We start from the raw sequence: 24,244 nt of genomic DNA, 5'->3' as shown, positions 1-24,244 counted from the left end.
CCGTAGGTTTGAGTATGAGCGAGTACGTAATTTGGCAGAAAAAGAGACGGAAACCCCTGCTGTGACCTATCAAGATGAATCTTGGTTCAACCAGACCGGCCGCAACCTGATCCGAATCGTTGTCGGTTCGTATTTTGCCGCTGTGGCCCTCGACTTTTCGCACGGATTCGATCCGGCGGCGCTCTTTGCACCAATGATGCCCTACCCGGTGGCCGATCTGGTGGGCTCTGCCTTACTGCTTGCGGCTGCAATCGGGTTCATGATGGGTGCTGGGCTACGCATTTCGGCATTGTCATTAGCGGTGTTCGTCATCACCTCGTCGCTGGCACAGAATTTCGTCAACTTCGCCCCCGGCAATATCTCGGAATTCTGGCGCGATCTGGCAATGGTCTGCGCCGTGCTCAGCTCTTATGCACATCAGTCCGACCGAAACGAAGTGGCCCTGGTCACGCCGCGCCCGCAGCCGATCCGCCCGCGCCGTATCAGCATTTCGACCAGTTCGGATCGCCCCGATCTGACCGTCATCCCCGAATCGGCATTGAAGTTGCCGCAGGCTGGCTACGAAGATTGCCCGACCCGCCCAATCGGCCCTGTTCGTCAGGTTGGGTAGAGCGCACCGAACTTCTCTTCGAGATAGGCCAGCAACGGAGCCTCATCCGGGGCCTGTCCGGTGGCCTCGCTGATCAGGTCGCGCGGCGACATCAGGCCACCGTGACGCTGGACATTCTCGCGCAGCCAGCCGGTAGCCGGGCCAAGATCGCCACGCGCCAGCTGCTCATCGAGATCGGGCACCGCCGCTCGCAGCGCGGCATGCAGACATCCCGCATAGACATTGCCCAGCGAGTAGGTCGGAAAATAGCCAAACAGGCCCACGGACCAGTGCACATCCTGCAAGCATCCCTCTGACGGGCGCACAACGGGGTAACCGAAATCCGCCGCAAAGCGGTCATTCCACGCCGCCTCCAGATCGCGCGCATTCAGGTCGCCCGCGATCAACGCGCGCTCCAGATCATAGCGCAGCAGAACATGCAGGTTGTACTGCACCTCGTCCGCCTCTGTCCGGATAAAGCCGCGCTCCACGGCGTTCACGATGCGGTAAAAGGCATCGGCGTCGGCCACGCCGAAATCCCCGAACGCAGCGCGCATTTCGGAATACAACCATCCGGTAAAGGCCCGGCTGCGGCCCAGCTGGTTCTCGTAGATGCGGCTCTGGCTTTCATGCACACCCATCGACACGCCGCGCCCCAGCGGCGTCAGCGCATAGGCCGGATCAATCGCCTGCTCATAGCAGGCATGGCCGACCTCGTGGATCGTGGAATAGATGCAGTTGAACGGATCGCTCTCGGATGTGCGGGTGGTGATGCGCACGTCACTGCCGGACCCGGAGGAGAACGGGTGCACCGCCTTGTCCAGCCGCCCGCGCGTCATGTCATAGCCAAAGGTTTTGGCCAGCTTGCGCGCCAGTTTCATCTGCTTGTTCGGCGCGAACCGACTGTCCAACGCCGCTGGCCCCGCCTGCCCCAGTGCCCGTTCGCGCAGTGCCACCAGACCCGGCCGCAACGCGCCAAACATGGCATCCAGATCGGCGGCCTTGGCGCCGGGTTCGTAATCATCCAGCAGCGCGTCGTAGACATCACCGCCTGCCGCCAGCGCGGCACCCTCCTCGCGCTTGAGCGCGACGATCTCGGCCAGAACCGGCGCGAAGGCGGCAAAGTCATCCGCCGCGCGGGCCTCGGCCCATTGCCCCTGTGCCAATGCGGCCTGCCGCGCGATCGCGGCGGCCAGATCACCCGGCACGCGCACAGCCCGGTCATGGTCGCGCCGGATATGGCGCAGCTGCGCACGGCTGACATCGTCGCTCGCCTCTGCCTCTGCGGCGTCCAGCCACTCCGCGATGCGCGGATCGATCCGGCGGGCATGCAGAACCGACTGCATCGCACCGCTTTCCTCGGCTCGCTGCGCGGCAGCTCCGCGCGGCATCATGGTTTCCTGATCCCAGCCCAGCCGCCCGGCCACCTGTGCCAGAGCCTCTGTTTCGCGCTGAAACGCCATCAGGTCTGAAAATGCTGTCATGGCGCTCATCCTCTTACCGATTGGGGCAGCGGGTAACGGCTGTGGAACCTTGCCCGCAAGATCATCACCCACAGCACCACGGCCATCAGCTGATGCACGATAGCAACCTGCCAAGGCGCGGCGGTCACGATGGTGAATATGCCCATGCCGATCTGCGCCAGCAACGCGATAAAGGCCGCGTTGAAGGCCGCCCGCGTTGCCCGGTTGGCGCTGCGCCGCCCGCGCAGCCAGACCATCACCGCAAATACCAGCAGCAGATAACCGGTCATCCGGTGGATGAATTGCACTGTTGCAGGATTCTCGAAGAAATTGCGCCACCACGGCTCGATCACCAGCATCTGCGGCGGGACCAGACTGCCCCCCATCAGCGGCCAGTCGGTATAGGACCGGCCCGCGTCGATCCCGGCCACCAACGCGCCGATCAGGATTTGCAGAAACGCAAAATGCATCCAGCCTGTAGACAGGCTGAACAGCTTGGCCTCGTGACCGCGCCGTGCCTGCATCAACTCGCGCTCGGGCCGCGCCAGCAGCATCGCGTACCAGGCGATGAAGCCGAGGATCACGAAGGCCAGCCCCAGATGCACCGCCAGCCGGTAAGACGCCACCGCCGTGCGATCGCCCGTCAGGCCAGAGCTGACCATCCACCAGCCGATCGCGCCCTGCGCCCCGCCCAGTGCCCCCAGCAACAACAGCCGCCAGGTCCAGCCGACGGGGATCTTGCGCGCCACCAGAAAGCCTGCAAAACCCAATGCCCAGACCAGTCCGATCACCCGGCCCAGTTGCCGGTGACCCCATTCCCACCAGTAGATGAACTGGAACTCCGCCAGGGTCATGCCCTTGTTCTCGATCTGGAATTGCGGGATCTGCTGGTATTTTTCGAACTCCGATTGCCAGTCGGCGTGGGACATCGGCGGCAGCGCGCCGCTCACTGGCCGCCATTCAGTGATCGACAAGCCGCTATCGGTCAGCCGTGTCAGCCCGCCCACCGCGATCATCAGAACCACCAGCGCAAAAAGCACGAACAGCCACAACCGGATCGCGCGCCGCGCACCACCGCGCCCGCTGTCGATCATGCCACCTTTCGGGCCCGTAACCTCGCGTTGTGACGGGGTCTCGCCCACCTCTTCGAAAAGCTTTCGTTTCTGGCTCATAGGGGGCCGCTCCTTGCCTGTTTCGGGGCCTTTTTCGCCGGCAGACTAGTGTGCCCCTGCCACCTCTTCAAGCGGGCTTAGCCCCCGCGATCCTTCCAGCGGACCATCTGCCGCAGGATACCGTGCAACAGCCGCGTATCGGCGGTCGTCAGCGGCATCCGCGACCAGAAATTGCGCAGCGTCTGGCGCATGCTCTCGGCCTTGTGCTCGGGAAAGAAAAAACCGGCCTCGTCCATCCGCGCATCGTAATGAGCGGCCAGGGCCTCGATATCGCGCTGGTTGGCCCATTCGGTGTCGGACATCTCGACCGTCTCGGCCTGCACCTCTTCGCTGGCGCGGCGCCATTCATAGGCGGTCAGCAACACGCATTGCGCCAGGTTGAGGCTGGCAAATTCGGGGTTCACCGGCACCGATATGATTGCGTTCGCAAGCGCCACATCGGCGTTTTCCAGCCCGGCCCGCTCTGGCCCGAAGAGCACCGCGACCCGCTGACCGTCCGCGATCTTTTCGGCCGTCAGCTGCATGGCGCGCTCGGGGCTCATGACCGGCTTGGTCATGTCGCGGCTGCGCGCCGTGGTGGCAAAGACGAAATGCGCATCGCTCACCGCTTCGGGCAATGTATCGACCAGCATCGCCTCGTCCAGCAGCCGCCCCGCGCCGCTGGCCATCGCCCCCGCCGCCGGGTTCGGCCAACCATCGCGCGGCGCGACGATCCGCATCCGGTCCAGTCCGAAATTCCACATCGCACGCGCCGCCGCACCGATGTTTTCGCCCATCTGCGGGCGCACCAGCACGAAATCCGGTTGCGGTCTGTCGGTCGGCATCACTCTCTCCTCGCGGCGTTTGCGCGCTGATACGCCATGGCTTGCGACCATTAAAGCCCTTCGGCCTTCTTCTTGGGTCAAATACTCCCGCCAAAGGCATGAAATCCTCTGCTCCCCGCCGCCCTAGGGGCATGGCGCTGGCGGATATTCCGCGCTATAGCAGCCCCAAAGACCCCGAGGAGCGTCCCGATATGTCCGAGACCGAGCAACCACAGATTTATCTCATCACCCCGCCCGAGATCGAGTTGAGCAGTTTCGGCAACCAGTTGGCCGCCGTACTGGATGCACATCCCATCGCCTGCGTACGGCTGGACTTGTCGACCCGCGACGAAGACGATGTCGCCCGCGCCGCCGATGCTTGCCGCGAAATCACCCATGCCCGCGATGTGGCGCTGGTGATCAGCAACCATATCGCGCTGGTCGAACGGCTGGGCCTCGACGGTGTACACCTGACAGACGCCGCACGCTCTGTGCGCAAGGCACGCAAGACGCTGGGGCCCGATGCCATCGTCGGTGCCTGGTGTGGCCAGTCGCGCCATGACGGTCTGAGCGCGGGTGAGGCCGGCGCCGACTACATCAGTTTCGGACCGATCGGCCCGAGCCTGCTTGACGACGGCGCACAGGTCGAAACCGAGCTTCTGGCCTGGTGGAGCGAGGTGATCGAATTGCCGGTGGTCGCCGAAGGCGCGCTGGACGCCGAGCGCATCGCCGAAATCGCGGCAATCACCGATTTCTTTGGTATCGGTGACGAAATCTGGCGCACCGACGATCCGGTGGCAGCACTGGGGTCACTGATCGCCGCGATGGGCTGAGGCCCGCATCACAGCCGCTGCCTCTCGGGCGGCATCGCGCCGCGCACCTGCACCTCCAGATATCTCGCCAAGGCCTTGCGGTCAGCGAAATCGGCGGCACGCACGGGGGGATGGAAAACCACCCGTACCGAGCCTTGGCGCCAGGTCGACAGCACTTTCAGCATATGTGTGCCAAAATCCATATCTCCCCACCAGCCATAGAACCGCGCATCCTGTCCGGGCGGCGCGGTATAGATCACCGTTACCGCCTGCACATGCAGTTCATCGCGCAGGGCTGGTGTCAAAAACGCTGCAAATAGCGTTGATTTGAATGGCAAAACGCGCATTCCATCCGTCGATGTGCCCTCGGGAAAAAACAGAAGCTTGTGCCCCGCCAGCAACCGCTCTTCAAAGAGCGCCGTCTGCGCCCGCGCCTGGCTACGGTCGCGGGTGATGAACACGGTCCCGACAGAGCGTGCCAACATCCCGATCCCCGGCCACCCGGCGACTTCGGATTTCGAGACGAAATAGATACGCTTGCGCGCATTGAGCGTGAAAATATCAAGCCATGACGCGTGGTTGGCAACCACCGCACCGCGTTCTGTCATTGGCTGGCCTTCGGCCCGGTAGCGCATCTGCAGAATAACAAAGGTCATCCGGCACACCGCCTGAGTGATGTAAGGCGTTACCGGGCGCCGTGGACCGCAGAGCGGTCGCTCGATCAGGCGGAGGATCAGCAGCAGGGCCAGCCCCGACAGCAGCAACACGATCAGCAAAGAGGCACGCAGCGCGGCCAGAATCCAGCCAAAGGCAGAGATGCGGACCGGGGGCGGCTCATCATCGGGCGCCCATGTGAAACTCACGCCCCAAGCCCCCGGCTATAGATACCTTTGCGCTTCTGATTCAGGTTGGCGGTATCCATGATCAGGCAGACATCGGTGGTGTTGAATGCCTGATCCACAAACGCCCCTTCCCCGACATAGCCGCCCAGCCGCAAATAGGCCTTGATCAATGCCGGCACCTGCAGCATCGCCGCCAGCCGGTCAATCTCGTCCAGCGGCACCAGGTTCATGCACTGAAAATGCGCTGGCTGCGCACGGGCGCGCAGGGCCTCGGGCGCCAGATGCCGGTGATGCAACAGCGACAAGGGCTGCGCCAGCGCCTCGATATCCGTGCCATGAAAGCTGGCAACACCAAAGAGCACTTCGATCCCGTGATCGGCGACATATTTTGCCAGCCCCTGCCACAGATGATACATCGCTTCGCCACCGCGATAGCGGGGATCGACGCAGGAGCGCCCCAGCTCCAACAGCCGCCGCCCGGAATTGCGCAGCGGCGTCAGATCGTACTCGTCCTCGGAATAGAACTGCCCGGCGATCCGCGCCTGATCATCCCGCAGCAGGCGGTAAACACCGATGACCCGGTCTTCTGGCGGGCAGTCCAGCGTCGCATCGGTCAGGATCAGGTGATCGAAATAGGCGTCAAAGCGGTCCTGCTCCAGCCCCGCCTCGTGATCGACCATCGGCCCGGTGCCGCCCAGTTCCTGAATGAACACGCGATAACGCAGCCGTTGTGCCGCACGGCGCTCGGCATCGGTTTCGGCCAGTTTGACCTCGAAATGCGGTGGTCCGTCTGCTTGCATCTGCCTCTGCCGTCCTTTGCCCGCTTTTAGGGTCGCACCGGCAGGTTGGCAACAGAGCAAGTCGGCAGCACTTTACGCCCGTAAAGGTTGTGTTAAGCTTTTGGTAACCAAGTTCATGGATCAAGGACGGGCCGCAGCTCGACCCGCGTCGCGTCGATGACCACCTTGCCAGCGTTGGGGAAATTAACAGTGACCTTGCCCGCGATACAGCTTTGGATCTGGCCGATGCCCCAGTCGGGCTGGCCCGGATGTTCTACCCGCATCCCGGGTTCGAGAAAGGCAGACATGTCTGGCATCGGTCAAATCCTGCAAGAGGGCGCGTGATGGACGCACAAGGTAATCCGCAGCTTAACCGCAATCTGGCGGCTCTGGTAGGGTCGCGGATCTGTCACGATCTGATCAACCCCGTAGGTGCCATCTCGAACGGGCTCGAATTGCTGACCCTGACCGGCGCCCCGAACGGGCCGGAAATGCACCTGCTGCAATCCAGCGCGGATCACGCCAATGCGCGCCTGCGTTTCTTCCGGGTTGCGTTTGGCCTGTCCAGCGATGGCCAGATGATGAACCAAGCCGATATCACTGCAATCCTCGGCGATGTATTCACCGGCAACATCGCGGTGGATTGGCAGATACAGGGCGCGCTCGGCCGGCCCCTTGCGCAGGCGGCATTCCTGGCCCTGATGTGCCTTGAGGTCGCCCTGCCCCATGGCGGGCAGATCACCATCGGCGGCGCGCCCGAAGAAATCACCCTGACAGCCCGCGGCGAACGGCTGAACGCTGAAGACGATCATTGGCACATTCTGACGCAGCACCGCGCGCCGGGCGATCTGTCGGCAGCACGGGTTCAGTTCGCCCTGTTGCCAGAGGTGCTGTCAAAGCTGCGACGCAACCTCGCGGTCGAGCGATCAGCGCATTCGGTCAGGCTGCAATTCTAGGCGCGCGTAACGTCAGCCACGCACCGCGCCGTCCCCCACGACCAGATACTTGAAACTGGTCAACTGCGCCGCGCCGACAGGCCCGCGCGCATGCAGCTTCCCGGTGGCGATGCCGATCTCGGCCCCCATGCCGAACTCGCCTCCGTCGGCGAACTGGGTCGAGGCGTTGCGCATCAGGATGGCGCTGTCGAGATGGGAAAAGAACGCCTGCGCCGCCGCGTCATCCTCGGTCACGATACAATCGGTATGCTGCGAGCCATGCCTCTCGATATGGCCGATCGCCGCGGTGACGTCATTCACCACCCGCGCCGCAATGATCATATCAAGGAATTCATGCCCCCAATCCTCTTCGCTGGCAGGCACCGTGCCCTCAATCTGGGCCAGCGTTTCGTCGGCGCGCACTTCGACCCCCGCCTCAAGCAGCGCGCGGATCAGGTCCGCGCCCAACCCGTCGGCGATATCGCGGTGGATCAGCAGGCATTCGGCGGCACCGCAGATGCCGGGGCGCCGCGTCTTGGCGTTCATCACCACGCGCATCGCCTTGTCCGGGTCGGCGGCGGCATCGACATAGACATGCACGATCCCTTCGAGATGGGCAAAGACCGGCACACGCGCCTCGCGCTGCACCAGCCCCACCAACCCCTTGCCCCCACGCGGCACGATCACATCAATCTGGCCGGTCATGGTCAGCATTTCCTGCACCGCCGCGCGGTCGCGGGTCGGCACCAGTTGAATGGCCTCTTCGGGCAGGCCCGCGCTGCGCAGCCCCGCCTGCAAGCAGGCATGTATCGCTTGCGAAGAATGAAAGCTTTCCGATCCACCGCGCAGGATGACCGCGTTGCCCGCCTTCAGGCAGAGCGCGCCCGCGTCCGCCGTCACGTTCGGGCGGCTTTCGTAGATCACGCCGATCACGCCCAGCGGCGTGCGCACCCGGCGGATGTTCAATCCGCTGGGCTGGTCCCATTCGGCCAGCACCTCGCCTACGGGATCGGGCTGCGCCGCCACCGCCCGCAACCCGGCAGCGATGCCGTCAATGCGCGGACCGTCCAGCATCAGGCGGTCCAGCATCGCTGGCGACAGGCCCTTTTCGCGGCCATAGTCGAGATCCTTGGCATTGGCGGCGATGATTGCGTCCTTGCGCTCGATGATCGCATCGGCAGCAGCGGTCAGCGCCGCGGCCTTCTGCTCACCGCTGACAACCGCCAGTTCAGAAGCGGCGGCACGGGCACAGGCGCCAATCTGCGCCATCAGCGCGGGAATATCGGTGTGGTCTTTCATCGCGGCACGTCCCTGAACAATGATCCGGTGGTAGAGTTTAGCAGCGCGGCGTCAAAACGCCATATCGTCACGATGGATGAGCGCGGCACGCGCCGGGTAGCCCAGAACCGGCTCGATCGCGCCCGAGCGCAGCCCCTTGATCAAGGCCGCATCCGCCGCCGTGTAACGGGTCAGCCCGAGGCCCAGCACCCGCCCGTCCGGGCCGACGATTTCCACCGGATCGCCGCGACCAAAGCGGCCCGCCACCGCCGTGACCCCCGCAGGCAGCAGGCTGCTGCCCCGCTCCATCGCGCGCACGGCACCCGCATCGACAGTGACCTGCCCCTTGGCCTTCATTCCCGCGATCCAGGCCTTGCGCTTCTGCTGCGGCGTGCCCTGGGCGCGGAACCACGTCGCCGCCGCACCGTTTTCCAGCGCGGTGATCGGATGCAGAACAAAGCCTTCGGTGATCGCCATGTCACAGCCCGCCGCCGTCGCGGTCCGCGCGGCCATCAGCTTGGTCTTCATCCCGCCCTTGCTCAGCCCCGAAGCCGCGTCGCCCGCCATCGCCTCGATCTCGGGTGTGATCTGGTCAATCACGTCAAACCGGGTGGCGGCAGGATCCTGTGCCGGATTGGCGGTATAGAACCCATCCACATCCGACAGCAGGATCAGCTGATCGGCGCCGGCGGTCACGGCGACCTGTGCGGCCATCCGGTCATTATCGCCATAGCGGATTTCGTCGGTGGCCACGGTGTCGTTCTCGTTCACGATGGGCACCGCGCCAAAGCGCAGCAATGCCTCAAGCGTCGCGCGTGAATTGAGATAGCGCCGCCGGTCGGTGCTGTCCTCCAGCGTCACCAGAACCTGCGCCGCGCGCAGCCCGCGCCGCGCCAGCGCCGCATCATAGGCACCCGCCAGCTTGATCTGCCCCACGGCGGCCGCGGCCTGCGATTGCTCCAGCATAAGCTCGGTCGCGGGCAGCCCCAGCGCCGCACGCCCAAGCGCTATGGATCCCGAAGATACCAAAATCACGTCCGCGCCACGCGCCTTCAGCCGCGCCACGTCATCGGCCAGCGCCTCCAGCCAATCGGCGCGCAGATCACCGGTGACCCGGTCCACCAGAAGGGCCGAGCCGATCTTGATCACCAAGCGTTTCGCGTCGGCTACGGTTGCCACTGCTCAGGCTCTTCGTCGATTGTCTCTTCTGTCCGGTGCCGCAGTTTATCAGCCGCGATATTCTCTTTCAGTGCCCGCAGGACTTCGGTGAGCCCCTCGCGCGCAACACCTGACATGGTCATGACCGGGCCGCCGACGGCTTCTTGCAACTCAGCCAGTGCTTCGGCGCGCGTTTCGTCGTCCAGCGCATCCACCTTGTTCAGCACCACGATCCGCGGCTTGACCCCCAGAATATCGCCATAAGATTCGATCTCGGTGAGGATCGTCTGGTAGTCCTCGGCAATCGTCTCGGACGTGCCGTCGACCAGATGCAACAGAACCGAGCAGCGCTCGACATGCCCCAGGAAAATATCCCCTAGGCCCTTGCCCTCGCTCGCCCCGCCGATCAGGCCCGGAATGTCGGCCACGACGAATTCCACGTTATCGACGCCGACCACCCCCAGATTGGGGTGCAGCGTGGTAAAGGGGTAATCGGCGATCTTGGGCCGCGCGTTCGAGGTCGCTGCCAGAAAGGTCGATTTGCCCGCATTGGGCAGACCCAGAAGGCCCACATCGGCAATCAGCTTCAACCGCAGCCAGATCGTGCGCTCCACACCTTCCTGTCCGGGGTTGGCGCGGCGCGGGGCCTGGTTGGTCGAGGATTTGAAATGCAGGTTGCCCCAGCCGCCATTGCCGCCGCGCGCCAATTGCACGCGCTGGCCCAGTTCGGCCAGATCGGCAATCACAGTCTCCTGATCTTCGTCAAGTATCTCGGTACCCACGGGCACGCGCAGCACGATGTCCTCGGCGTCTTTGCCGGTGCGCTGACGCCCCATGCCGGGCTGGCCACTGCGCGCAAAGAAATGCTGCTGATAGCGGAAATCGATAAGGGTGTTCAGGCCATCAACGGCCTCGGCCCAGACGGAGCCACCTGCCCCGCCGTCACCGCCGTCGGGGCCGCCATATTCGATGTATTTCTCGCGCCGGAAGCTGACGCAACCGCCGCCGCCGCCGCCCGAGCGGATGTAAACCTTGGCGAAATCGAGAAACTTCATGTTCTGTCCTTGGAGCCTTTTGCGTTTTCCTGCATTCCGGAGAGCGGAAAAGGCCCACGTCTGTTTTGTGCCCGTGGGCGTTTTGCATCGGATCTCAATATCAGACCAGATGCAAAGCCCCTTGTCTGCAACCGTTCCTTACGCGGGGACGGCGGAATTCTCAATCCTGTTTGCGGCTATAGGTCCATGTGGGCACCTTGGCGCCCTGCGCGACCGAATAGGTCTCGGCATCGCCCAGATAGCAGAACCCGCTATTGGTCAGCACCCGCGCGGAGGCCGCGTTGCCCTGGTGCACGGTGGCAAAGATCGTGCGGCAGTTATGTGGATTGGCCGCGACAAGCGCTGCCACAGATTCGGACGCGATGCCCGAATTCCAGAACGCGGGTGCGACCCAATAGCCGATTTCGGACTGCCCCACATCGATCCGCGTCAGGCTGATCACTCCCATGACCTCGCCGCCGCCCATCCGCGTGCCGTCCATCACCCAGGCATCCTCCACCCGGTCTGCGGCGCTGACACGGTCGATATACGCCTCGACCAGCCCGGGCGGCAGGGGATGCGGGATCGACGAGGTGTTGCGCGCCACCCGAAGATCCGAAATATACATCTCGATCAGCCCCGCATCCGACGGGCGGACGGGCCGAAGATCAAACCGGGCGGTCTCGATTGCCGGTTGATTGTTTACCTTCTCAAGCATCATGCGCTTTCTCCTCCAAAGAGCACAAAGAGAACCGACAGCACCGTGAGCGCTGCGAGGGTCCACATCAGATTTTTTTCGCAGTGCTGCCAGCGACGGTCCGCGCGATCCGGTCCCCGGCCAGCGTCCAGATCGGGTGCAACATGACCTGGAGCGATAGAAGGCAGATGGCGATCGCCGCCGTCGCCTGCAAGGCCGGGGTACCAGGTGTCACGAAATTGGGAAAACCAGAGAAAATCATCGCCCAGGCCATCAGATTCAGCGGGTGCATCATCAACCCGGCCAGAGACCCATCTGGCGCCGCGCGCATCCCGAACCGCGCGCCCGTCGCTGATCGCCTCCCCAAGGCGGAACCCGGATCAAGCAGATCATTCCCGGTGACAAACATTACAATGGTCCACTCAATCTTGTCAGATCACACGCCTGCGGCGCTGACTATGGGCCGACCCCGGTTCCTTTTGGGTAAAGAAAAAGGGGACCGGCCAGTGTGCCGATCCCCTGGTTTTTTTCAGAACCTGTCCAGATCCGGCTATTCAGCGGCCTCTGCGATTGGCGCGACCGAAATGAAGGTACGACCCTTCAGACCCTTGCGGAAGGTCACGTTGCCCTCGACGGTGGCAAAGATCGTGTGGTCGCGGCCCATGCCCACGCCCTCGCCCGGCCACATCTTGGTGCCGCGCTGACGCATGATGATATTGCCGGGAATTACGGCTTCGCCGCCGTATTTCTTGACGCCAAGGCGACGGCCTGCAGAGTCGCGACCGTTGCGGGATGAACCGCCTGCTTTTTTATGTGCCATTTGGTCTCTCCTTAGCCTTTGATCAATTCTTTGGCCTGTTCGATCCAGCCTTCACGCTCGATCCGGCCTTTGAACGACAGTTTCTCGTCCATATCAGCAACGTCCGCATCCGTCCATGCCGCGATCTGGGCAAAGGAGGTCACGCCGTTTTCGTGCAGCTTCTTCTCCAGCGCGGGGCCAACGCCCGACAGCTGTTTCAGATCATCGCCAGCAGCGTCAGCTTTTGCAGCTTTCTTGGGCGCTTCGGCCTTGTCTGCTTTCTTGGCGGGGGCTGCCTTCTTGGCAGGTGCCGCAGCCGCTGCGGGAGCAGAGCCTGCGCCGATCGCCGCTTTGACGCCGGACTTGTCCGCGCCTTTTTCGAGAATTTCCAACACACGCACCAGCGTCAGTTGCTGGCGGTGGCCCTTTGTACGCTGGCTGCCATGCTTACGGCGGCGCTTGACGAAGTGGATGACCTTGTCACCCTTGACCTGGTCAATCACCTCGGCCTGAACGGCAGCGCCGTCGACCAGGGGAGCACCGATCACGGGGGCATCGCCACCCAGCATCAGAATCTCGTTGAATTGCACCTTTTCGCCGGCATCAGCCGCCAGCTTCTCGACACGCAGCAAATCGCCCGACTGGACCTTGTACTGCTTGCCGCCGGTTTTCAGAACCGCAAACATCTTGTTTTCCTTCGCATTCTCCGCGTCCTTCGGCCCCCTTGCGGGTGTTCGCGACCTGATAGGTCACCTGGGACGGCGCGCCTTGTTCGGCGTATAGATATCAAACACGGATCGGGGACCACCCCCGCCGAGATGCGGGCTTATCGGGCGATCACACCCCCGAGTCAAGCGGTTTTGGCCGCCGAAATCCGTCATCTGCAATACCCGCAAGGCCTCTCAGAGCGGCTCGCTGTTCATATGCGCCGCCACGGCCTGCCCCAGCAGATAGGACAATTCGTCATACATCCGGTTATACGAGGTAAAGAGCGCCATGTTCAGCGCCTGCCCCTCGGGGCTTCGGTAAAGCGCCGCATAGGCCGCCAGATCATCGAAGCTGAGCGGATCATAGGCCAGCAGCAAGAAGGCATGCAGCCAATCCTCGGTCTCGGCGCGGCTCTCCTCCTCCTGCGCCCACACATCGCGCAGGATGTCGTCTTCGGTCATTTCAAACGCGCCGCCATCCACCAGGCCGCGCAGGAACATCATGTTGGAATTGAGCGCCCCGGCGACGTTCAGCTCGATCAGATCGCCCTCGGTGATGATCATCTCGATCGGCCCCACGACCGGATCCTCGCTCGCCCGCAGGCGCGCCGACCTGACCATCGCGGCCTCCTCGATCTCGGGGTCCATCAAGGCACGGCGCGCGGCCAGCTCCAGCGCGATCACATTCGCCCCCAGGTCCGAGCCGAAGAAGGTCAGCAACGGGTCCAGATCGGTACCCTCCAGCGCCTTGCCCAGCTCCGCCTCGACCAGTCGCTGCATCCGGTCGGGGCTATAGATGCGCGCAACCGTGCGTTCCCAGCCCTTCTGGTCCGCGTCGGGCAGCATCTCTTCGGCAATCTCGGCACCGTAGATGGCCCCCTCGGCCTGCATCACGGCCACAGTGCCCTTCACATCAAGCACCTCGAAGAGTTCGCGTAACTGTGTCTCGCGCGCCTCTTGCGCCCCGAGTGGCATGCAAAACGCCCAGAGGGCAGCACACAAGACCGCCAGCCGCGCGATCATAGCGCCTGCCCCGGCCCCAGATCGGCCATGCGCAGCGCCAGCACCTCGAACCGTTCGGCCATGATCTCGAACTGAATGGCATTCATAAGCTGATAGACCTGCTGCATCTTTGGCGCTTCCAGCGCATCGGCATAGGCGGCAAGTTCGTCCTCGCTGAACGAACGATAGGTATGCGCCGCGCCGTTCAGCGCCGAGATTTTCAGCGATTCGCGCAGCTCGGCATCGCCCGCGCCAAGGATCTGCCGAAGTGCCGCCTCGTCGATCTCGCGGTCGATGACCCCTGCCGCCGAGGCCGCCATCAGGAACCGCACCTGCACCTCGCGGATTGACGAAATCGCCACATCGCCACTGTCCACCGCCTCTGTCAGACGGATCAGTTGCGCCACCCGCCCGGGCTCCGCCTGTTCGAGCAATGCAGCCCCCTCGGCCTGCTTCATCTCTGTGTCTTCGATCATATGAGACGCGTTTTCCTCGGCCACCAGCCGCACGCCAAGGGGCGACGCGTAGAATTCAGCCGCCGCCGTCAGCAAATCGTCGCTCAGCGTCTGGTCCAGAATATCCAGCGCAATTTCGTGCAATACCTCTTTGGCAAAGACGGTCTCGGCAGTGCGCGACCAGTCGGCGCCAAAGTCGCTGGCCGACATGCCCAGCATCTCCGGCGCGTCCTTGGCCGACATGGCAATGCTTTCCAGCGCCACGTCGAATCCTGTCACTTTCAGGAAGGCTTCCAGCCGGGGGCGATCAGCCCCCTCAACAGCGATCGCAGCCCCGGCCAGCGCGATCAGCAAGACCCCGACAAGCCTCGCCGGGCCGACAATTTTCCGCAGTGATCTCAGCACCATATTCCTCCCCCATCGCGCCGCCAGCAACCCCGCTCGGACGCGCCAGGGCCAGAGTATTGGATTTCTCGTGGCAAACAACGCAAAACCCCTTGTCTCGCCCGCAAAAGGCAATTAAACGCTGGCCTCCAGACCCCCGCGGAGAGGTGCCGGAGTGGTCGAACGGGGCGGTCTCGAAAACCGTTGACCCTTCACGGGGTCCCAGGGTTCGAATCCCTGTCTCTCCGCCACAATCCCCTTTAAATCATTTTTTTTGATGTAATATTTGAAGGACGATTGTCGCTTTGCTTGTTGCATTACATGTCACGGGATTGGCTGAAAAAAATGACAAGCCGCACGAACTATTCACGAATTCGTGAAGGTCGAAAGGGCCAAGCATGGACGAAAGAACGCTCAACCATGAACTGGAAGCCGGAAACTACACTCCAGCGCTAAAGCCGTTCCACCGCGAAGCGATGCTAGACCTTGTTCTTGCATGGGGAACGCTTGACGGCGCTTTAGCGATGCTTCTGGCGCATCTCATGCGGGTACCATACCACGAAGCCGCCGACAACATCGGCAAGCAGAGCGGTTCGGGCAAACTCGCCGAAATGATCCGCCTGATCAAACAGCTGGATTCTGCTGAAAAAGCCATCAAGTTCTTAAAGAAGCACAAAAGGCTTTATGAACGCCATTCTAAGCCGAGGAACAAAATAGCCCACGGGCATTGCGCAGGGTATCTTTTGGCCGACGACAACTATGTCGTGTTCGCAATATTTGAGCGAACGGGTCAAGAAGGCTTGGCCGTTGACGCAGTTCCGGTCGAAGAAATGGAACGGGCAACAAAATGGGGCGAAGCCTTTACAACGTTTATCGTCAATATGCTAAATCGTCTTGATGGCGAAGAAGTTTCAAACGACTCCGGTGCTTCGCAGCAATCGGAGCAGTTAGCTTCCAAGTGACCCAAGGAAGATCGTATAAAACAGACTTCAGGGATGCCCACAATCAAGCGGTCGGCGTCGAGGCCAACGCTCGCTGAAACAGCCGCATGGAGCGAAATTGCCCCTATTCCGCACCCGGAACGCTCTGGAAATGTCGCATTTCCAGGGCATGGTATGGCCTTGATACGCGTCATCATCCCGCGAGGCCGCCATGTTCGCACGCCCCTTTTCGCCCGCACCACCGCGCCATGCGCGCCTGTTCGAACTGATCCGCCAGTGCGATTTCGCAACGCAGGTCGGCGCCCACTGCAAGGGCACGGCAGAGCTTGACGCCCGCAGCTGCTCGATGTTTCTGGACCACGCCCAGCGCTCCTTGCGCTGAGCCACCCGACCTCAGCCGCGAAACCCTGTGGCAACCACGAATTTCTCTGAACTGTCGGACCGCGACGCGGGCGGCTTCACGTTGGCCACCTTGGTAAAGCGCTGTTTCAGCAGTTTCTGCAACTCGCCCTCGGCCCCGCCCGCCAGAACCTTGGAGACGAAGGTGCCGCCTTCTACCAGCACGTCGAACGCGAGGTATGCCGCCGCCTCGCACAGCGAGATGATGCGCAGGTGGTCGGTCTGCTTGTGGCCGGAACTGGATGCGGCCATGTCGGACATGACCACGTCGGCCTTGCCGTCCAGCCAGACCTTGATCTGTTCCTCGGCCCCCTCGCCCATGAAATCGAGCACATGCAACTCGGCCCCCGGGACCGGCTCCATCTCTTGCAGGTCGACACCAATGATCCGGCCCACGGCCTTGCCGCTCTTCTCTCCCAGCGCATTGATCCGCGGCACTGCCACCTGGACCCAGCCCCCCGGAGCGGCGCCCAGATCGACCACCCGCGCGCCTGGCACGAGAAAGCGGTACTTGTCGTCAAGCTCCATGATCTTGAAGGCCGCGCGGCCTCGGTATCCCTCGTTCTGGGCACGTTTCACATAGGGGTCATTCAACTGCCGTTGCAGCCAACGGGTCGAAGACGCCCGACGCCCGCGCGCGGTCTTGACCTTGACCGTCAGATCGCGCTGACCCCGCCCCGATGTGTTCTTGCCGTCCGGCCCCTTGTTCATCTCGCATTCCCATCCGTCAAAACACCATCCGCCGACATCAGCGCATATAGCATGCCCTCGCGCAGGCCGCGATCCGCCACTGACAGCCGATCGGTGGGCCAGCAGCGCAAGAGCGCCTGCAGGATCGCGGCACCGGACATGATCAGCGCCTGCCGGTCCAGACCGATGCGCGGGTCGCGCCGCCGCCCGATCGGCCCCAGCGCCAGGTACGACCGGATCACCGCGTCGATCTCGTCAGAGTTCATTTGCAGCCCGTCGACCCGGTTGCGATCATAGCGGCGCAGGCCCAGATGGCTGGCCGCCACGGTCGTGACCGTTCCCGAGGTGCCCACGATCTGAAATCCTTCGCGTGTCTGCTCACGCTTGTAGGGGGCAAACTCTGCCAGGTTCTCTTCGAAAAACCAGCTCATCAGGGCAAAGCGTGCCGCGTCGTCTTCCACGTCCTGAAACTGATCGCGCAGTGTCGCCACGCCCAGCGGTACGCTGATCCAGTCCACGACACGAGCGCGCGGCACCTGATCCTCGACCGTGTGAAACCCGCCATGCAGCCGCATGATCGCGCGCGGGCGGTCACTGTGCGGCACGCCGCGCAGGTCGATCCAGACCAGCTCGGTCGAGCCGCCGCCGATATCCACCACCAGCAATTGATCGGTGTTGCGGTTGACCAGCGGCGCACAGGACACCACCGCCAGCTGCGCCTCTTCCAACGGCGAGATGACATCAAGCTTGAGGCCGGTTTCGCGCCGCACCCGCTCCATGAAGGCATCACCGTTATCGGCCCGCCTGCATGCCTCGGTGGCGACCAGGCGCATCCGTTCGACCTTGTGGCGTTTCAGCTTCTGCTGGCAAACCCTGAGCGCCTGAATCGTGCGTCCGATCGAGGCGCGCGACAGGCGCCCGGACATTTCCAGCCCCGCCCCCAGCTGCACCGATTTCGAAAAGCTGTCCACGACTCGAAACTGATTGCCGCGAGGTTCGGCAATCAGCATCCTGCAACTATTGGTCCCCAGGTCGAGGGCCGCGTATAACGGGCCACGACTGGGCGGTTTCGGCGCGGGGCTCTCTACCGGTTCCGGGAACGCGCCCGCACCTTCGGGACGCCTGGGCGTCATAACGATACGCCCTCCATTTCGAGTTGCTCTCAAGGTATGACTTTCGCGATGGTTGCGCAAGCATTGCCGTGGCTCATCTTGATGATGAGAATTTCGGGAATGGGCGGCTGTGGTCAAACACCGCCACAGCACTTAGAAAAGGCAACGTCGCTCCATGCGTCCGTCATGTCGAAATCAGGCCGTATGCGGCCAACGGCATGCATTAGAGAGAAGCGACCAACCGGGGAATCACGAAATGCCTGATGTCATCATAGTCTACTGGCGCGACATTCCCGCGCAGATCATCGTCGGCAAGGGGCGCCGTGGCTCAAAGCGGCAATTGCCCGAGCGGTTCGAGCAGGCCATCGACCGTGCCGCAATGAAAACAGGCGCGGGTGGGACGGATGACTACCTTGCCGAATGGCGCAAGGCCGCCCCCTACCCCGTCGAAGGCGACCCGGACGCGGTGGCCGATGCCGAAGCCGCGCGGATTGATGCCGAATACGACAAGGACCGGATCAAGGCCCTGATCGCCAATAACGGCTGGGAACCGGATCACCGCTCCGACGATCAAACTGCATGACACCTTCGGGTATTTGGGAGGCCGCAATGGCGCTTTTGAACTTCAGAAAACGCGAGAAATCCGGCACGCCGCCGGTCAATGGCAAGGTCGAGGCGCTGCTGCAGGGCTATTCGATCGAGGTGATGCCGCGCACCGCCGAGAAGATCGAGAGTTTTCGCGATCTGCTGCCCGAAGGCACGCGCGTCTACATCGCCCATATCGAAGGCACTCCGATCGAGGAAATGGTGGCAACCGCCAAGCGCCTGAATGCCGAAGGCTACCCGGTAATGCCGCATTTTCCCGCCCGCATCATCCGCGATCGCGCGACACTGGCCGACTGGATCGCCCGCTACCAGGGCGAAGCAGACGTGAAACAGGCGCTTCTGCTGGCAGGCGGCGTCGACAAGCCCCATGGCGATTTCCACAGCTCGATGCAGTTGCTGGAGAGCGGCGAATTCGACAAGGCCGGCTTCAAGCGTCTGCACGTCGCAGGCCACCCCGAGGGCAACCGCGACATCGACCCGGACGGATCGATGAAAAACGTGGATGACGCCCTGCGCTGGAAACAGAAATTCAGCGAAACCACCGATGCCGAAATGGCGTTGGCCACCCAGTTCGCCTTTGACGCCAAACCGATCATCGCATGGGCCGACAGCCTTGCCGCGGCCGGGATCACCCTGCCCATCCATATCGGCATCGCCGGCCCCGCGAAACTGCAGACGCTGATCAAGTTCGCTATCGCCTGTGGCGTCGGCCCGTCGCTGAAAGTGCTGCAAAAGCGCGCCATGGACGTGACCAAGCTGCTGCTGCCCTACGAGCCGACCGACGTGCTGACGGAACTGGCCGCGCACAAGGCCGCGCACCCCGATTTCAACGTGACCAACGTGCACTTCTTCCCGCTCGGCGGGATCAAGGCGAACGCCACATGGGCAATCGAGCATGGCGGTTCAGCCGCTGTTCCGGCAAAAGACGCTGCATCGCAGGCATGAAAGTGCTTTGGAGAAAACCGTGCCTGCGCGCTAAGGTGACTGCATCCACATCATGCAGGAGCGGAGCCCATGCGTATCCAACAGCTTCTTTTATGCCTTATCGCGTTCATTCTTCCCAGCGGTCTGGCCGCCCAGATCCAGCCCACCAACCCGGCAGGGTACTGGCGCTGCGTCGTCAACTCTCCGATCTATTCCATCGATCTGGAGCTGCAGATCTACCCCGACCAGTCGCTCTATCATCAGGGCACGATCATCTACGCGCAGACCAGCGGCATCTACAACGTGCGCGGCGGCGGTCGCTGGCTGCTCAGCCCGCCCGATGTGAGTTCGTCAGAATATCTCTTCCACTTCCAGATGCATCCGCAGGATGGCAACCATGCCATCTTCTCCGTCTACGCACGACCCACCGGCGATCCGCAATTCCTCAGCAACCGGTTTCAAAGCCCGGATTCCGGCGCGGTCGTCGACACCCGTTGCCAACGGCTGGGCTAAGACCCGACCTGCCGCAACCTGACCACCCAATTCGCTGACAGGCCGCGCTTGCGCGCGCCTGCTCTCAACTTCTGCATTGCCAAAGGATACCTGCATGACCCGCACGATCGTCGAAAGCAAAACGAAAACAGCCGTGATCGGGTTCGACGAACCGTTCTGCGTGATCGGTGAGCGGATCAACCCGACGGGCCGCAAGAAACTTGCCGCGGAACTGGAAGCGGGCGATTTCTCGACCGTGGAATCCGACGCCATCGCCCAGGCCGCGGCGGGCGCGACCGTGCTCGATATCAACGCGGGCGTGGTCTACAATTCCAACCCCAACCCGAACGAGACCGAGCCACCGCTGATGACCAAGATCATCGAACTGGTGCAGGGGCTGGTCGACCTGCCGCTATGCATCGACAGCTCCGTTCCGGCGGCGCTGGAAGCCGGGCTGAAAGCCGCACATGGCCGCCCGCTGCTGAACTCGGTCACCGGCGAGGAAGACCGGCTGGAATTCGTGCTGCCGCTGGTCAAGAAATACAACGTGCCTGTCGTTGCCATCTCCAATGACGACACCGGCATCTCCGAAGACCCCAACGTACGCTTCGAAGTGGCCAAGAAGATCGTCCAGCGCGCCGCCGATTTCGGCATTCCCGCCCATGACATCGTGGTCGATCCGCTGGTCATGCCCATCGGCGCGATGGCCACCGCCGGGCTTCAGGTCTTTGCCCTCGTGCGCCGCCTGCGCGAGGAACTGGGCGTGAACACCACTTGTGGGGCTTCGAACATCAGCTTTGGCCTGCCCAACCGCCACGGCATCAACAACGCCTTTCTGCCCATGGCGATGGGCGCCGGCATGACCAGCGCCATCATGAATCCGATCGCCCTGCCCGTAAAACAGGCCGAGATCGCCGCCAAAAAGGCCGAGGTTGCCGAAAGCGGCCTGATCCTGCCCGACGATATGGACGACGAGACCTTCTGCCAACTGTTCGGCCTGGGCAGCACCAAGCCACGGGCGGGCAAGGAAATGGAAGCGATCTACGCCGCCAACTTTCTGACCAACAACGATCCGCATGGTGGCAAATGGATCGAGTTCAACAAGGTCGCGCCCAAGGCCGGGCATGAAGGCCGTGGCCGGGCTGGCCGCGTTGGCGGGCGCCGCCGTCGCAGCTAAGCTGACCTGAAGAGAGACCGACAAACCCCGCTCCGGCGGGGTTTTCTCTTTCCCGTCAGCATGGCTTGATCCCGGGCTGCGTGCGTGTCGCGCGCGCATGTCAGTTTGCCCGCACGCAGCCCGGGGCGCGGCCCCGGACCCCGTGATATTTCGGGCAAGTGGAAAGCCCTTTTCGGGATTCGTGGTGATCCGGCGAGAAATGTTGCACAGCACGTGAAAACCGTGAGGATCAACCCCATGAAACGTTCATCACTCAGCCTCAAGTGGCTGGAAGTTTTCCAGCTTGCCGCACGCTCGGGCTCCATCCGGGATGTGGCCGAGGAAACCGGCCTGTCGGTCAGCACCGTGTCGCATCACATCCGCGCGCTGGAAATGGCGCTGGGGGTCAGCTTGCTGGATCACCGGCGCCGTCCGATGGTCGTCACACCGGCAGGCGCGCTGTTCGTACGGTCCGTGGACGAGGCGCTGCAACTGTTGCGCAAGGCCGAGGTTGAGGTACGATCCGGCACCCTGCCCGAAACCCGCGCGCTGGCGCTGGCCTTGATCGAGGATTTCGATAGCGAGATCGCGCCAGAGCTGGCCCGCATTCTGACCGGTGCGATGCCCAATTGCGAGTTTCGCCACCTGACCCGGCCAAGCCACGAGATACTTGGGCTGTTGCACAACCGCGAGATTGATATCGGCATCGCCACGCGGCCGCAGTCAGATCCACCCGATCTGATCGAACACCCCCTGCTCCGCGACCCCTATGTGCTGGCCGTGCCTGCCGCCCAGCAGATCGCACCCGAGGACTATCTGACGGGGCGCTGTCCGCTGCCGCTGCTGCGATATGCCAAGTCCCAGATCATGGGCGCCCAGATCGAGGCGCAACTGCGGCGCCTGCGCATCGATCTGCCCCGACAGTTCGAGTTCGAGAGCAACCAGTCGATCATGGGCCTGATCGCCGAGGGCGGCGGCTGGGCGATCACCACGCCGCTGAACTACATGCGCGCGCATCGGTTCCATCGGCAGATCTCGTTGATCGCCTTCCCCGGCAAGGGGTTCGCGCGCTACATCTCTGTCTTCACCGGCGATGTTCACAGCGCGGCCGTGACCAGCACCGTCACCGGCACCTTGCGGCGTCTGATCCAGAACCGCGCGGTCGATCCGGCGGTGGAGCGCATGCCGTGGTTGCAAGGGGCCTTTGCCCTGTCGGAAGAGCATCAGACCGCCAAAGCGTTTCGCCTTTGACCCGAGGCGTCAGGTAAGGGCGGAACGTTTCAGAGGATCGTGAACGCGGCGCGGATCGCCGCATCCTGTGCCGGGCTGAGATAAGCCGGCTGATGCGTTTCCAGCACCTCCCGGGCGCGCAGCCGCGCCTGCCCCCAGGCATCGGGCCCGCCCTTGTCCGCCCAGGTGCGCGGATTGTCGCGATCCGCCAGCGCCGGATAGACGTAATCGCGCTCCATCGCCTGCAAGGTCTGCGCCCCGCCCAGAAAATGCCCCTCGCCCAGCACCGCGGCGCAGATCGCCTCAAAGCCAAGGTTTTCCTCGCTCACCTCGATCCCCCGCAGGGCGCGATAGGTGGCCGAATGCATCTCGTTGTCGAGGATGAACGCCTCGAAACTTGCGCCCAGCAGCGAGGCTGTCATGCCCGAGCTTTCGTAGATCAGGTTGCCCCCCGCCAACGCCGCCGCCAGTGAGGTCAGACCTTTTTCCGCGCCATATTGCGCATCGATCGCCTTGGCATCGGTCATTGAGGCCGCCACACCAGACACCAGCCCCAGCCAGTTGCTAAGCTGCGCCGAGGCGGCGTTGAGCACCGCGATCTCGCCACCGCCGCCCGCAAACGCCCCTGTGCGCAGATCGATGACCAGCGGCCAGTTGGAAAAAACCATCGGATGGCCCGGCTTGATGCAATGCACCATGACGAGGCTGGCCAGCGTCTCGGCCAGCGATTGCGCCAGGAACCCCGCCAGCGTCGCCGGTGCCGTCGCCCCCGCCTGCGCGGCGGTGATGCACGACACCGGGATATTGTGTGCCAGGCATTCAAAGACCACGTCAACCGCATCCGCACCGAAGCGCATCGGCGAGATCACCGGGCTGATATGTGCCTTGACGAAGGGGCGTTTGGCGAACTCGCCCTCGCCCCCCGCCGCGATGTCGAACATCTGCACGATGGGCGCCACGTTTTCGGCCAGGGTAAAGGCGGTGGCGACAGGCTTGGTCGTATTCTTCATCAACGCATAGGCCGTGTTCACATCCAGCGCATATTCGTCCGGCACGTCCGTTGCGATGCAGCAGCGGGTAAACCAACTGATATTCGTCAGCGTATCCTGAAGCCGGGTGAAATCATGCAGGTCGCGCAAGGTGGACGCCCGGTAAAGCTGCGTGTCCAGATCGAGCGTCTGCACCGCTGCTCCGCCGGTGCCGAAATGCACCGCCCGCCCGCCAACGGTGATTGAGCGCGCCGGATCGCGCCCGTGCAACGTGAATGTCTTGGGCGTGCTGGCAATCGCGGCATTGACCAGCGCGGGCGGGATCGAGATGCGCGCCCCCGGCATCTGCCGCGCCCCTGCCGCCAGCAACAGCTGCGCCAGACGGTCCGGCACCTCGCCCATGCCCAGATGCTCCAGCAGGCGCAGGGCGGTGGCATAGATCGCCGACAGCTCATGATCGGCCAGCGGCTTGTACGCCCCACCCAACTGCCCCGGCGGCGCGGGGTTGATCACCGGCGGGGCCGCGCGCAAGGCCATGCGGGCGCGACGACCCGACCGGCGCGGCGCGGTGGTGGTTTCCTCGGTCATTTGCGGTGCTCCGTCTGGGGGCCGTCGACCGGCCCGGTTGGTTGCCCCTATGGAAGGGACCCAGTGCCGTTGCCGCAAGCGCCATCACCGCTCAACGCGGCTATTGCGAAACAAGATGCGAATTATTCGAACCTATGTTCCGATGATTGACGCGCTTCCCCACTTTGCGACCATTGCAGCAGCACCGCAGACATCATTCTGGAGTATC

The 24,244-nt window shown here is 63.1% G+C and carries 27 protein-coding genes, 1 tRNA gene and 1 pseudogene; 11 read left to right on the top strand and 18 right to left on the bottom strand.

Annotation, left to right across the window (positions count from 1 at the left end; all coding sequences use genetic code 11):
- The first annotated feature begins 61 nt into the window (after window positions 1-61).
- The gene (locus tag O3306_RS11825) at window positions 62-610 is read left to right on the top strand and encodes a hypothetical protein (RefSeq protein ID WP_272007395.1); all 549 of its coding nucleotides are present in this window, start codon (window positions 62-64) and stop codon (window positions 608-610) included.
- Here the strand turns inward: O3306_RS11825 and O3306_RS11820 are convergent.
- The 3 genes from O3306_RS11820 to O3306_RS11810 all read right to left on the bottom strand — a co-directional run bounded on the left by O3306_RS11820 (window position 598) and on the right by O3306_RS11810 (window position 4,048).
- Window positions 598-2,073 (bottom strand): carboxypeptidase M32, encoded by a 1,476-nt coding sequence (locus tag O3306_RS11820; RefSeq protein WP_272007392.1) that lies wholly within the window; start codon window positions 2,071-2,073, stop codon window positions 598-600. The genes O3306_RS11825 and O3306_RS11820 overlap by 13 nt on opposite strands.
- A 5-nt stretch (window positions 2,074-2,078) precedes the next feature.
- Entirely contained in the window at window positions 2,079-3,224 is a 1,146-nt protein-coding gene (gene ctaA, locus O3306_RS11815) for a heme A synthase (protein WP_272007389.1), read from the bottom strand.
- 77 nt (window positions 3,225-3,301) lie between these two features.
- Window positions 3,302-4,048, bottom strand: coding sequence for an RNA methyltransferase (locus O3306_RS11810; RefSeq protein ID WP_272007387.1), 747 nt, complete (start codon window positions 4,046-4,048; stop codon window positions 3,302-3,304).
- 191 nt (window positions 4,049-4,239) lie between these two features.
- Between O3306_RS11810 and O3306_RS11805 the strand changes: the two genes are divergently transcribed.
- On the top strand, window positions 4,240-4,860 hold the full coding sequence (locus O3306_RS11805) for a thiamine phosphate synthase (RefSeq protein WP_272007498.1): 621 nt from the start codon (window positions 4,240-4,242) through the stop codon (window positions 4,858-4,860).
- Window positions 4,861-4,868: 8 nt separating this feature from the next.
- On the opposite strand, the gene O3306_RS11800 is transcribed toward O3306_RS11805, so the two are convergent.
- The 3 genes from O3306_RS11800 to O3306_RS11790 all read right to left on the bottom strand — a co-directional run bounded on the left by O3306_RS11800 (window position 4,869) and on the right by O3306_RS11790 (window position 6,777).
- Window positions 4,869-5,702, bottom strand: coding sequence for a lysophospholipid acyltransferase family protein (locus tag O3306_RS11800; protein WP_272007385.1), 834 nt, complete (start codon window positions 5,700-5,702; stop codon window positions 4,869-4,871).
- Window positions 5,699-6,481, bottom strand: coding sequence for a GNAT family N-acetyltransferase (locus tag O3306_RS11795; protein WP_272007383.1), 783 nt, complete (start codon window positions 6,479-6,481; stop codon window positions 5,699-5,701). Before O3306_RS11795 ends, O3306_RS11800 begins: the two co-directional genes overlap by 4 nt.
- Window positions 6,482-6,594: 113 nt before the next feature.
- Complete coding sequence (locus O3306_RS11790) at window positions 6,595-6,777, bottom strand: DUF3553 domain-containing protein (protein WP_272007379.1); 183 nt, start codon at window positions 6,775-6,777, stop codon at window positions 6,595-6,597.
- A gap of 27 nt (window positions 6,778-6,804) precedes the next feature.
- Between O3306_RS11790 and O3306_RS11785 the strand changes: the two genes are divergently transcribed.
- Entirely contained in the window at window positions 6,805-7,416 is a 612-nt protein-coding gene (locus O3306_RS11785) for a histidine phosphotransferase family protein (RefSeq protein ID WP_272007378.1), read from the top strand.
- Window positions 7,417-7,428: 12 nt separating this feature from the next.
- Here O3306_RS11785 and O3306_RS11780 read toward each other — a convergent pair whose 3' ends face one another.
- The 9 genes and pseudogenes from O3306_RS11780 to O3306_RS11740 all read right to left on the bottom strand — a co-directional run bounded on the left by O3306_RS11780 (window position 7,429) and on the right by O3306_RS11740 (window position 14,933).
- Window positions 7,429-8,694, bottom strand: a complete 1,266-nt coding sequence (locus O3306_RS11780; protein WP_272007376.1) for a glutamate-5-semialdehyde dehydrogenase — start codon at window positions 8,692-8,694, stop codon at window positions 7,429-7,431.
- Window positions 8,695-8,745: 51 nt separating this feature from the next.
- Window positions 8,746-9,852 carry a glutamate 5-kinase gene (proB, locus tag O3306_RS11775; protein WP_272007374.1) on the bottom strand — a complete coding sequence of 369 codons (1,107 nt, stop codon included), beginning with the start codon at window positions 9,850-9,852 and terminating at the stop codon, window positions 8,746-8,748.
- Window positions 9,840-10,886 carry a GTPase ObgE gene (obgE, locus tag O3306_RS11770; RefSeq protein ID WP_272007373.1) on the bottom strand — a complete coding sequence of 349 codons (1,047 nt, stop codon included), beginning with the start codon at window positions 10,884-10,886 and terminating at the stop codon, window positions 9,840-9,842. The genes proB and obgE overlap by 13 nt, the downstream gene beginning before the upstream one ends.
- Before the next feature lie 160 nt (window positions 10,887-11,046).
- Complete coding sequence (locus O3306_RS11765; protein ID WP_272007371.1) at window positions 11,047-11,586, bottom strand: GNAT family N-acetyltransferase; 540 nt, start codon at window positions 11,584-11,586, stop codon at window positions 11,047-11,049.
- Window positions 11,583-11,875 (bottom strand): annotated as a pseudogene (locus tag O3306_RS11760) (LysE family translocator); the annotation flags it as partial. The pseudogene O3306_RS11760 and the gene O3306_RS11765, both read right to left, overlap by 4 nt.
- A gap of 237 nt (window positions 11,876-12,112) precedes the next feature.
- A complete protein-coding gene (gene rpmA / locus O3306_RS11755) occupies window positions 12,113-12,382 on the bottom strand; it encodes a 50S ribosomal protein L27 (RefSeq protein ID WP_272007369.1) in 270 nt (89 codons plus the stop codon).
- An 11-nt stretch (window positions 12,383-12,393) separates the two neighbouring features.
- Window positions 12,394-13,047 (bottom strand): 50S ribosomal protein L21, encoded by a 654-nt coding sequence (locus tag O3306_RS11750; protein ID WP_272007366.1) that lies wholly within the window; start codon window positions 13,045-13,047, stop codon window positions 12,394-12,396.
- Between the two features lie 216 nt (window positions 13,048-13,263).
- Complete coding sequence (locus O3306_RS11745; RefSeq protein ID WP_272007364.1) at window positions 13,264-14,091, bottom strand: DUF2059 domain-containing protein; 828 nt, start codon at window positions 14,089-14,091, stop codon at window positions 13,264-13,266.
- Window positions 14,088-14,933, bottom strand: a complete 846-nt coding sequence (locus O3306_RS11740; protein ID WP_272007361.1) for a DUF2059 domain-containing protein — start codon at window positions 14,931-14,933, stop codon at window positions 14,088-14,090. Before O3306_RS11740 ends, O3306_RS11745 begins: the two co-directional genes overlap by 4 nt.
- Before the next feature lie 137 nt (window positions 14,934-15,070).
- On the opposite strand from O3306_RS11740, the gene O3306_RS11735 reads away from it, so the two are divergent.
- From O3306_RS11735 to O3306_RS11725, 3 genes are all read left to right on the top strand, one after another.
- Window positions 15,071-15,160, top strand: a tRNA-Ser gene (locus O3306_RS11735).
- Window positions 15,161-15,307: 147 nt separating this feature from the next.
- Window positions 15,308-15,871 carry a hypothetical protein gene (locus O3306_RS11730; RefSeq protein ID WP_272007358.1) on the top strand — a complete coding sequence of 188 codons (564 nt, stop codon included), beginning with the start codon at window positions 15,308-15,310 and terminating at the stop codon, window positions 15,869-15,871.
- Window positions 15,872-16,061: 190 nt separating this feature from the next.
- Window positions 16,062-16,232: a hypothetical protein gene (locus tag O3306_RS11725; RefSeq protein WP_272007355.1), complete on the top strand. Its 171-nt coding sequence runs from the start codon at window positions 16,062-16,064 to the stop codon at window positions 16,230-16,232.
- An 11-nt stretch (window positions 16,233-16,243) separates the two neighbouring features.
- Here the strand turns inward: O3306_RS11725 and O3306_RS11720 are convergent, their stop codons facing one another.
- Both O3306_RS11720 and O3306_RS11715 read right to left on the bottom strand, forming a co-directional pair.
- Window positions 16,244-16,960 carry an RlmE family RNA methyltransferase gene (locus tag O3306_RS11720; protein ID WP_272007352.1) on the bottom strand — a complete coding sequence of 239 codons (717 nt, stop codon included), beginning with the start codon at window positions 16,958-16,960 and terminating at the stop codon, window positions 16,244-16,246.
- Window positions 16,957-18,072, bottom strand: coding sequence for a Ppx/GppA phosphatase family protein (locus tag O3306_RS11715; RefSeq protein ID WP_272007349.1), 1,116 nt, complete (start codon window positions 18,070-18,072; stop codon window positions 16,957-16,959). Before O3306_RS11715 ends, O3306_RS11720 begins: the two co-directional genes overlap by 4 nt.
- Before the next feature lie 235 nt (window positions 18,073-18,307).
- Between O3306_RS11715 and O3306_RS11710 the strand changes: the two genes are divergently transcribed.
- The 5 genes from O3306_RS11710 to O3306_RS11690 all read left to right on the top strand — a co-directional run bounded on the left by O3306_RS11710 (window position 18,308) and on the right by O3306_RS11690 (window position 22,480).
- On the top strand, window positions 18,308-18,634 hold the full coding sequence (locus O3306_RS11710; protein ID WP_272007346.1) for a virulence factor: 327 nt from the start codon (window positions 18,308-18,310) through the stop codon (window positions 18,632-18,634).
- 26 nt (window positions 18,635-18,660) lie between these two features.
- Window positions 18,661-19,602 carry a methylenetetrahydrofolate reductase gene (locus O3306_RS11705; RefSeq protein ID WP_272007344.1) on the top strand — a complete coding sequence of 314 codons (942 nt, stop codon included), beginning with the start codon at window positions 18,661-18,663 and terminating at the stop codon, window positions 19,600-19,602.
- Between the two features lie 69 nt (window positions 19,603-19,671).
- Window positions 19,672-20,094, top strand: coding sequence for a hypothetical protein (locus O3306_RS11700; RefSeq protein ID WP_272007341.1), 423 nt, complete (start codon window positions 19,672-19,674; stop codon window positions 20,092-20,094).
- A gap of 94 nt (window positions 20,095-20,188) precedes the next feature.
- On the top strand, window positions 20,189-21,250 hold the full coding sequence (locus O3306_RS11695; RefSeq protein ID WP_272007339.1) for a dihydropteroate synthase: 1,062 nt from the start codon (window positions 20,189-20,191) through the stop codon (window positions 21,248-21,250).
- A gap of 237 nt (window positions 21,251-21,487) precedes the next feature.
- Entirely contained in the window at window positions 21,488-22,480 is a 993-nt protein-coding gene (locus O3306_RS11690; RefSeq protein ID WP_272007336.1) for a LysR family transcriptional regulator, read from the top strand.
- Between the two features lie 29 nt (window positions 22,481-22,509).
- Here O3306_RS11690 and O3306_RS11685 read toward each other — a convergent pair whose 3' ends face one another.
- Window positions 22,510-24,036 carry a trimethylamine methyltransferase family protein gene (locus O3306_RS11685; RefSeq protein WP_272007333.1) on the bottom strand — a complete coding sequence of 509 codons (1,527 nt, stop codon included), beginning with the start codon at window positions 24,034-24,036 and terminating at the stop codon, window positions 22,510-22,512.
- Window positions 24,037-24,244 lie beyond the last annotated feature (208 nt).

It is taken from the genome of Roseovarius sp. ZX-A-9 (assembly GCF_028369135.1).
Classification (GTDB): domain Bacteria; phylum Pseudomonadota; class Alphaproteobacteria; order Rhodobacterales; family Rhodobacteraceae; genus Roseovarius.
Note: the sequence above shows the minus strand (reverse complement) of the source record. Positions and strands in the feature narration are given on the sequence as shown.

Bases quoted from the DNA above. Each gene is read 5' to 3' on its own strand.
- O3306_RS11820 (WP_272007392.1), bottom strand. From the start codon at position 2,073: ATGACAGCATTTTCAGACCTGATGGCGTTTCAGCGCGAAACAGAGGCT.
- ctaA (WP_272007389.1), bottom strand. From the start codon at position 3,224: ATGAGCCAGAAACGAAAGCTTTTCGAAGAGGTGGGCGAGACCCCGTCA.
- O3306_RS11810 (WP_272007387.1), bottom strand. From the start codon at position 4,048: ATGCCGACCGACAGACCGCAACCGGATTTCGTGCTGGTGCGCCCGCAG.
- O3306_RS11805 (WP_272007498.1), top strand. From the start codon at position 4,240: ATGTCCGAGACCGAGCAACCACAGATTTATCTCATCACCCCGCCCGAG.
- O3306_RS11795 (WP_272007383.1), bottom strand. From the start codon at position 6,481: ATGCAAGCAGACGGACCACCGCATTTCGAGGTCAAACTGGCCGAAACC.
- O3306_RS11790 (WP_272007379.1), bottom strand. From the start codon at position 6,777: ATGCCAGACATGTCTGCCTTTCTCGAACCCGGGATGCGGGTAGAACAT.
- O3306_RS11785 (WP_272007378.1), top strand. From the start codon at position 6,805: ATGGACGCACAAGGTAATCCGCAGCTTAACCGCAATCTGGCGGCTCTG.
- O3306_RS11780 (WP_272007376.1), bottom strand. From the start codon at position 8,694: ATGAAAGACCACACCGATATTCCCGCGCTGATGGCGCAGATTGGCGCC.
- obgE (WP_272007373.1), bottom strand. From the start codon at position 10,886: ATGAAGTTTCTCGATTTCGCCAAGGTTTACATCCGCTCGGGCGGCGGC.
- O3306_RS11765 (WP_272007371.1), bottom strand. From the start codon at position 11,586: ATGATGCTTGAGAAGGTAAACAATCAACCGGCAATCGAGACCGCCCGG.
- rpmA (WP_272007369.1), bottom strand. From the start codon at position 12,382: ATGGCACATAAAAAAGCAGGCGGTTCATCCCGCAACGGTCGCGACTCT.
- O3306_RS11750 (WP_272007366.1), bottom strand. From the start codon at position 13,047: ATGTTTGCGGTTCTGAAAACCGGCGGCAAGCAGTACAAGGTCCAGTCG.
- O3306_RS11745 (WP_272007364.1), bottom strand. From the start codon at position 14,091: ATGATCGCGCGGCTGGCGGTCTTGTGTGCTGCCCTCTGGGCGTTTTGC.
- O3306_RS11740 (WP_272007361.1), bottom strand. From the start codon at position 14,933: ATGGTGCTGAGATCACTGCGGAAAATTGTCGGCCCGGCGAGGCTTGTC.
- O3306_RS11730 (WP_272007358.1), top strand. From the start codon at position 15,308: ATGGACGAAAGAACGCTCAACCATGAACTGGAAGCCGGAAACTACACT.
- O3306_RS11725 (WP_272007355.1), top strand. From the start codon at position 16,062: ATGTTCGCACGCCCCTTTTCGCCCGCACCACCGCGCCATGCGCGCCTG.
- O3306_RS11720 (WP_272007352.1), bottom strand. From the start codon at position 16,960: ATGAACAAGGGGCCGGACGGCAAGAACACATCGGGGCGGGGTCAGCGC.
- O3306_RS11715 (WP_272007349.1), bottom strand. From the start codon at position 18,072: ATGACGCCCAGGCGTCCCGAAGGTGCGGGCGCGTTCCCGGAACCGGTA.
- O3306_RS11710 (WP_272007346.1), top strand. From the start codon at position 18,308: ATGCCTGATGTCATCATAGTCTACTGGCGCGACATTCCCGCGCAGATC.
- O3306_RS11705 (WP_272007344.1), top strand. From the start codon at position 18,661: ATGGCGCTTTTGAACTTCAGAAAACGCGAGAAATCCGGCACGCCGCCG.
- O3306_RS11700 (WP_272007341.1), top strand. From the start codon at position 19,672: ATGCGTATCCAACAGCTTCTTTTATGCCTTATCGCGTTCATTCTTCCC.
- O3306_RS11695 (WP_272007339.1), top strand. From the start codon at position 20,189: ATGACCCGCACGATCGTCGAAAGCAAAACGAAAACAGCCGTGATCGGG.
- O3306_RS11690 (WP_272007336.1), top strand. From the start codon at position 21,488: ATGAAACGTTCATCACTCAGCCTCAAGTGGCTGGAAGTTTTCCAGCTT.
- O3306_RS11685 (WP_272007333.1), bottom strand. From the start codon at position 24,036: ATGACCGAGGAAACCACCACCGCGCCGCGCCGGTCGGGTCGTCGCGCC.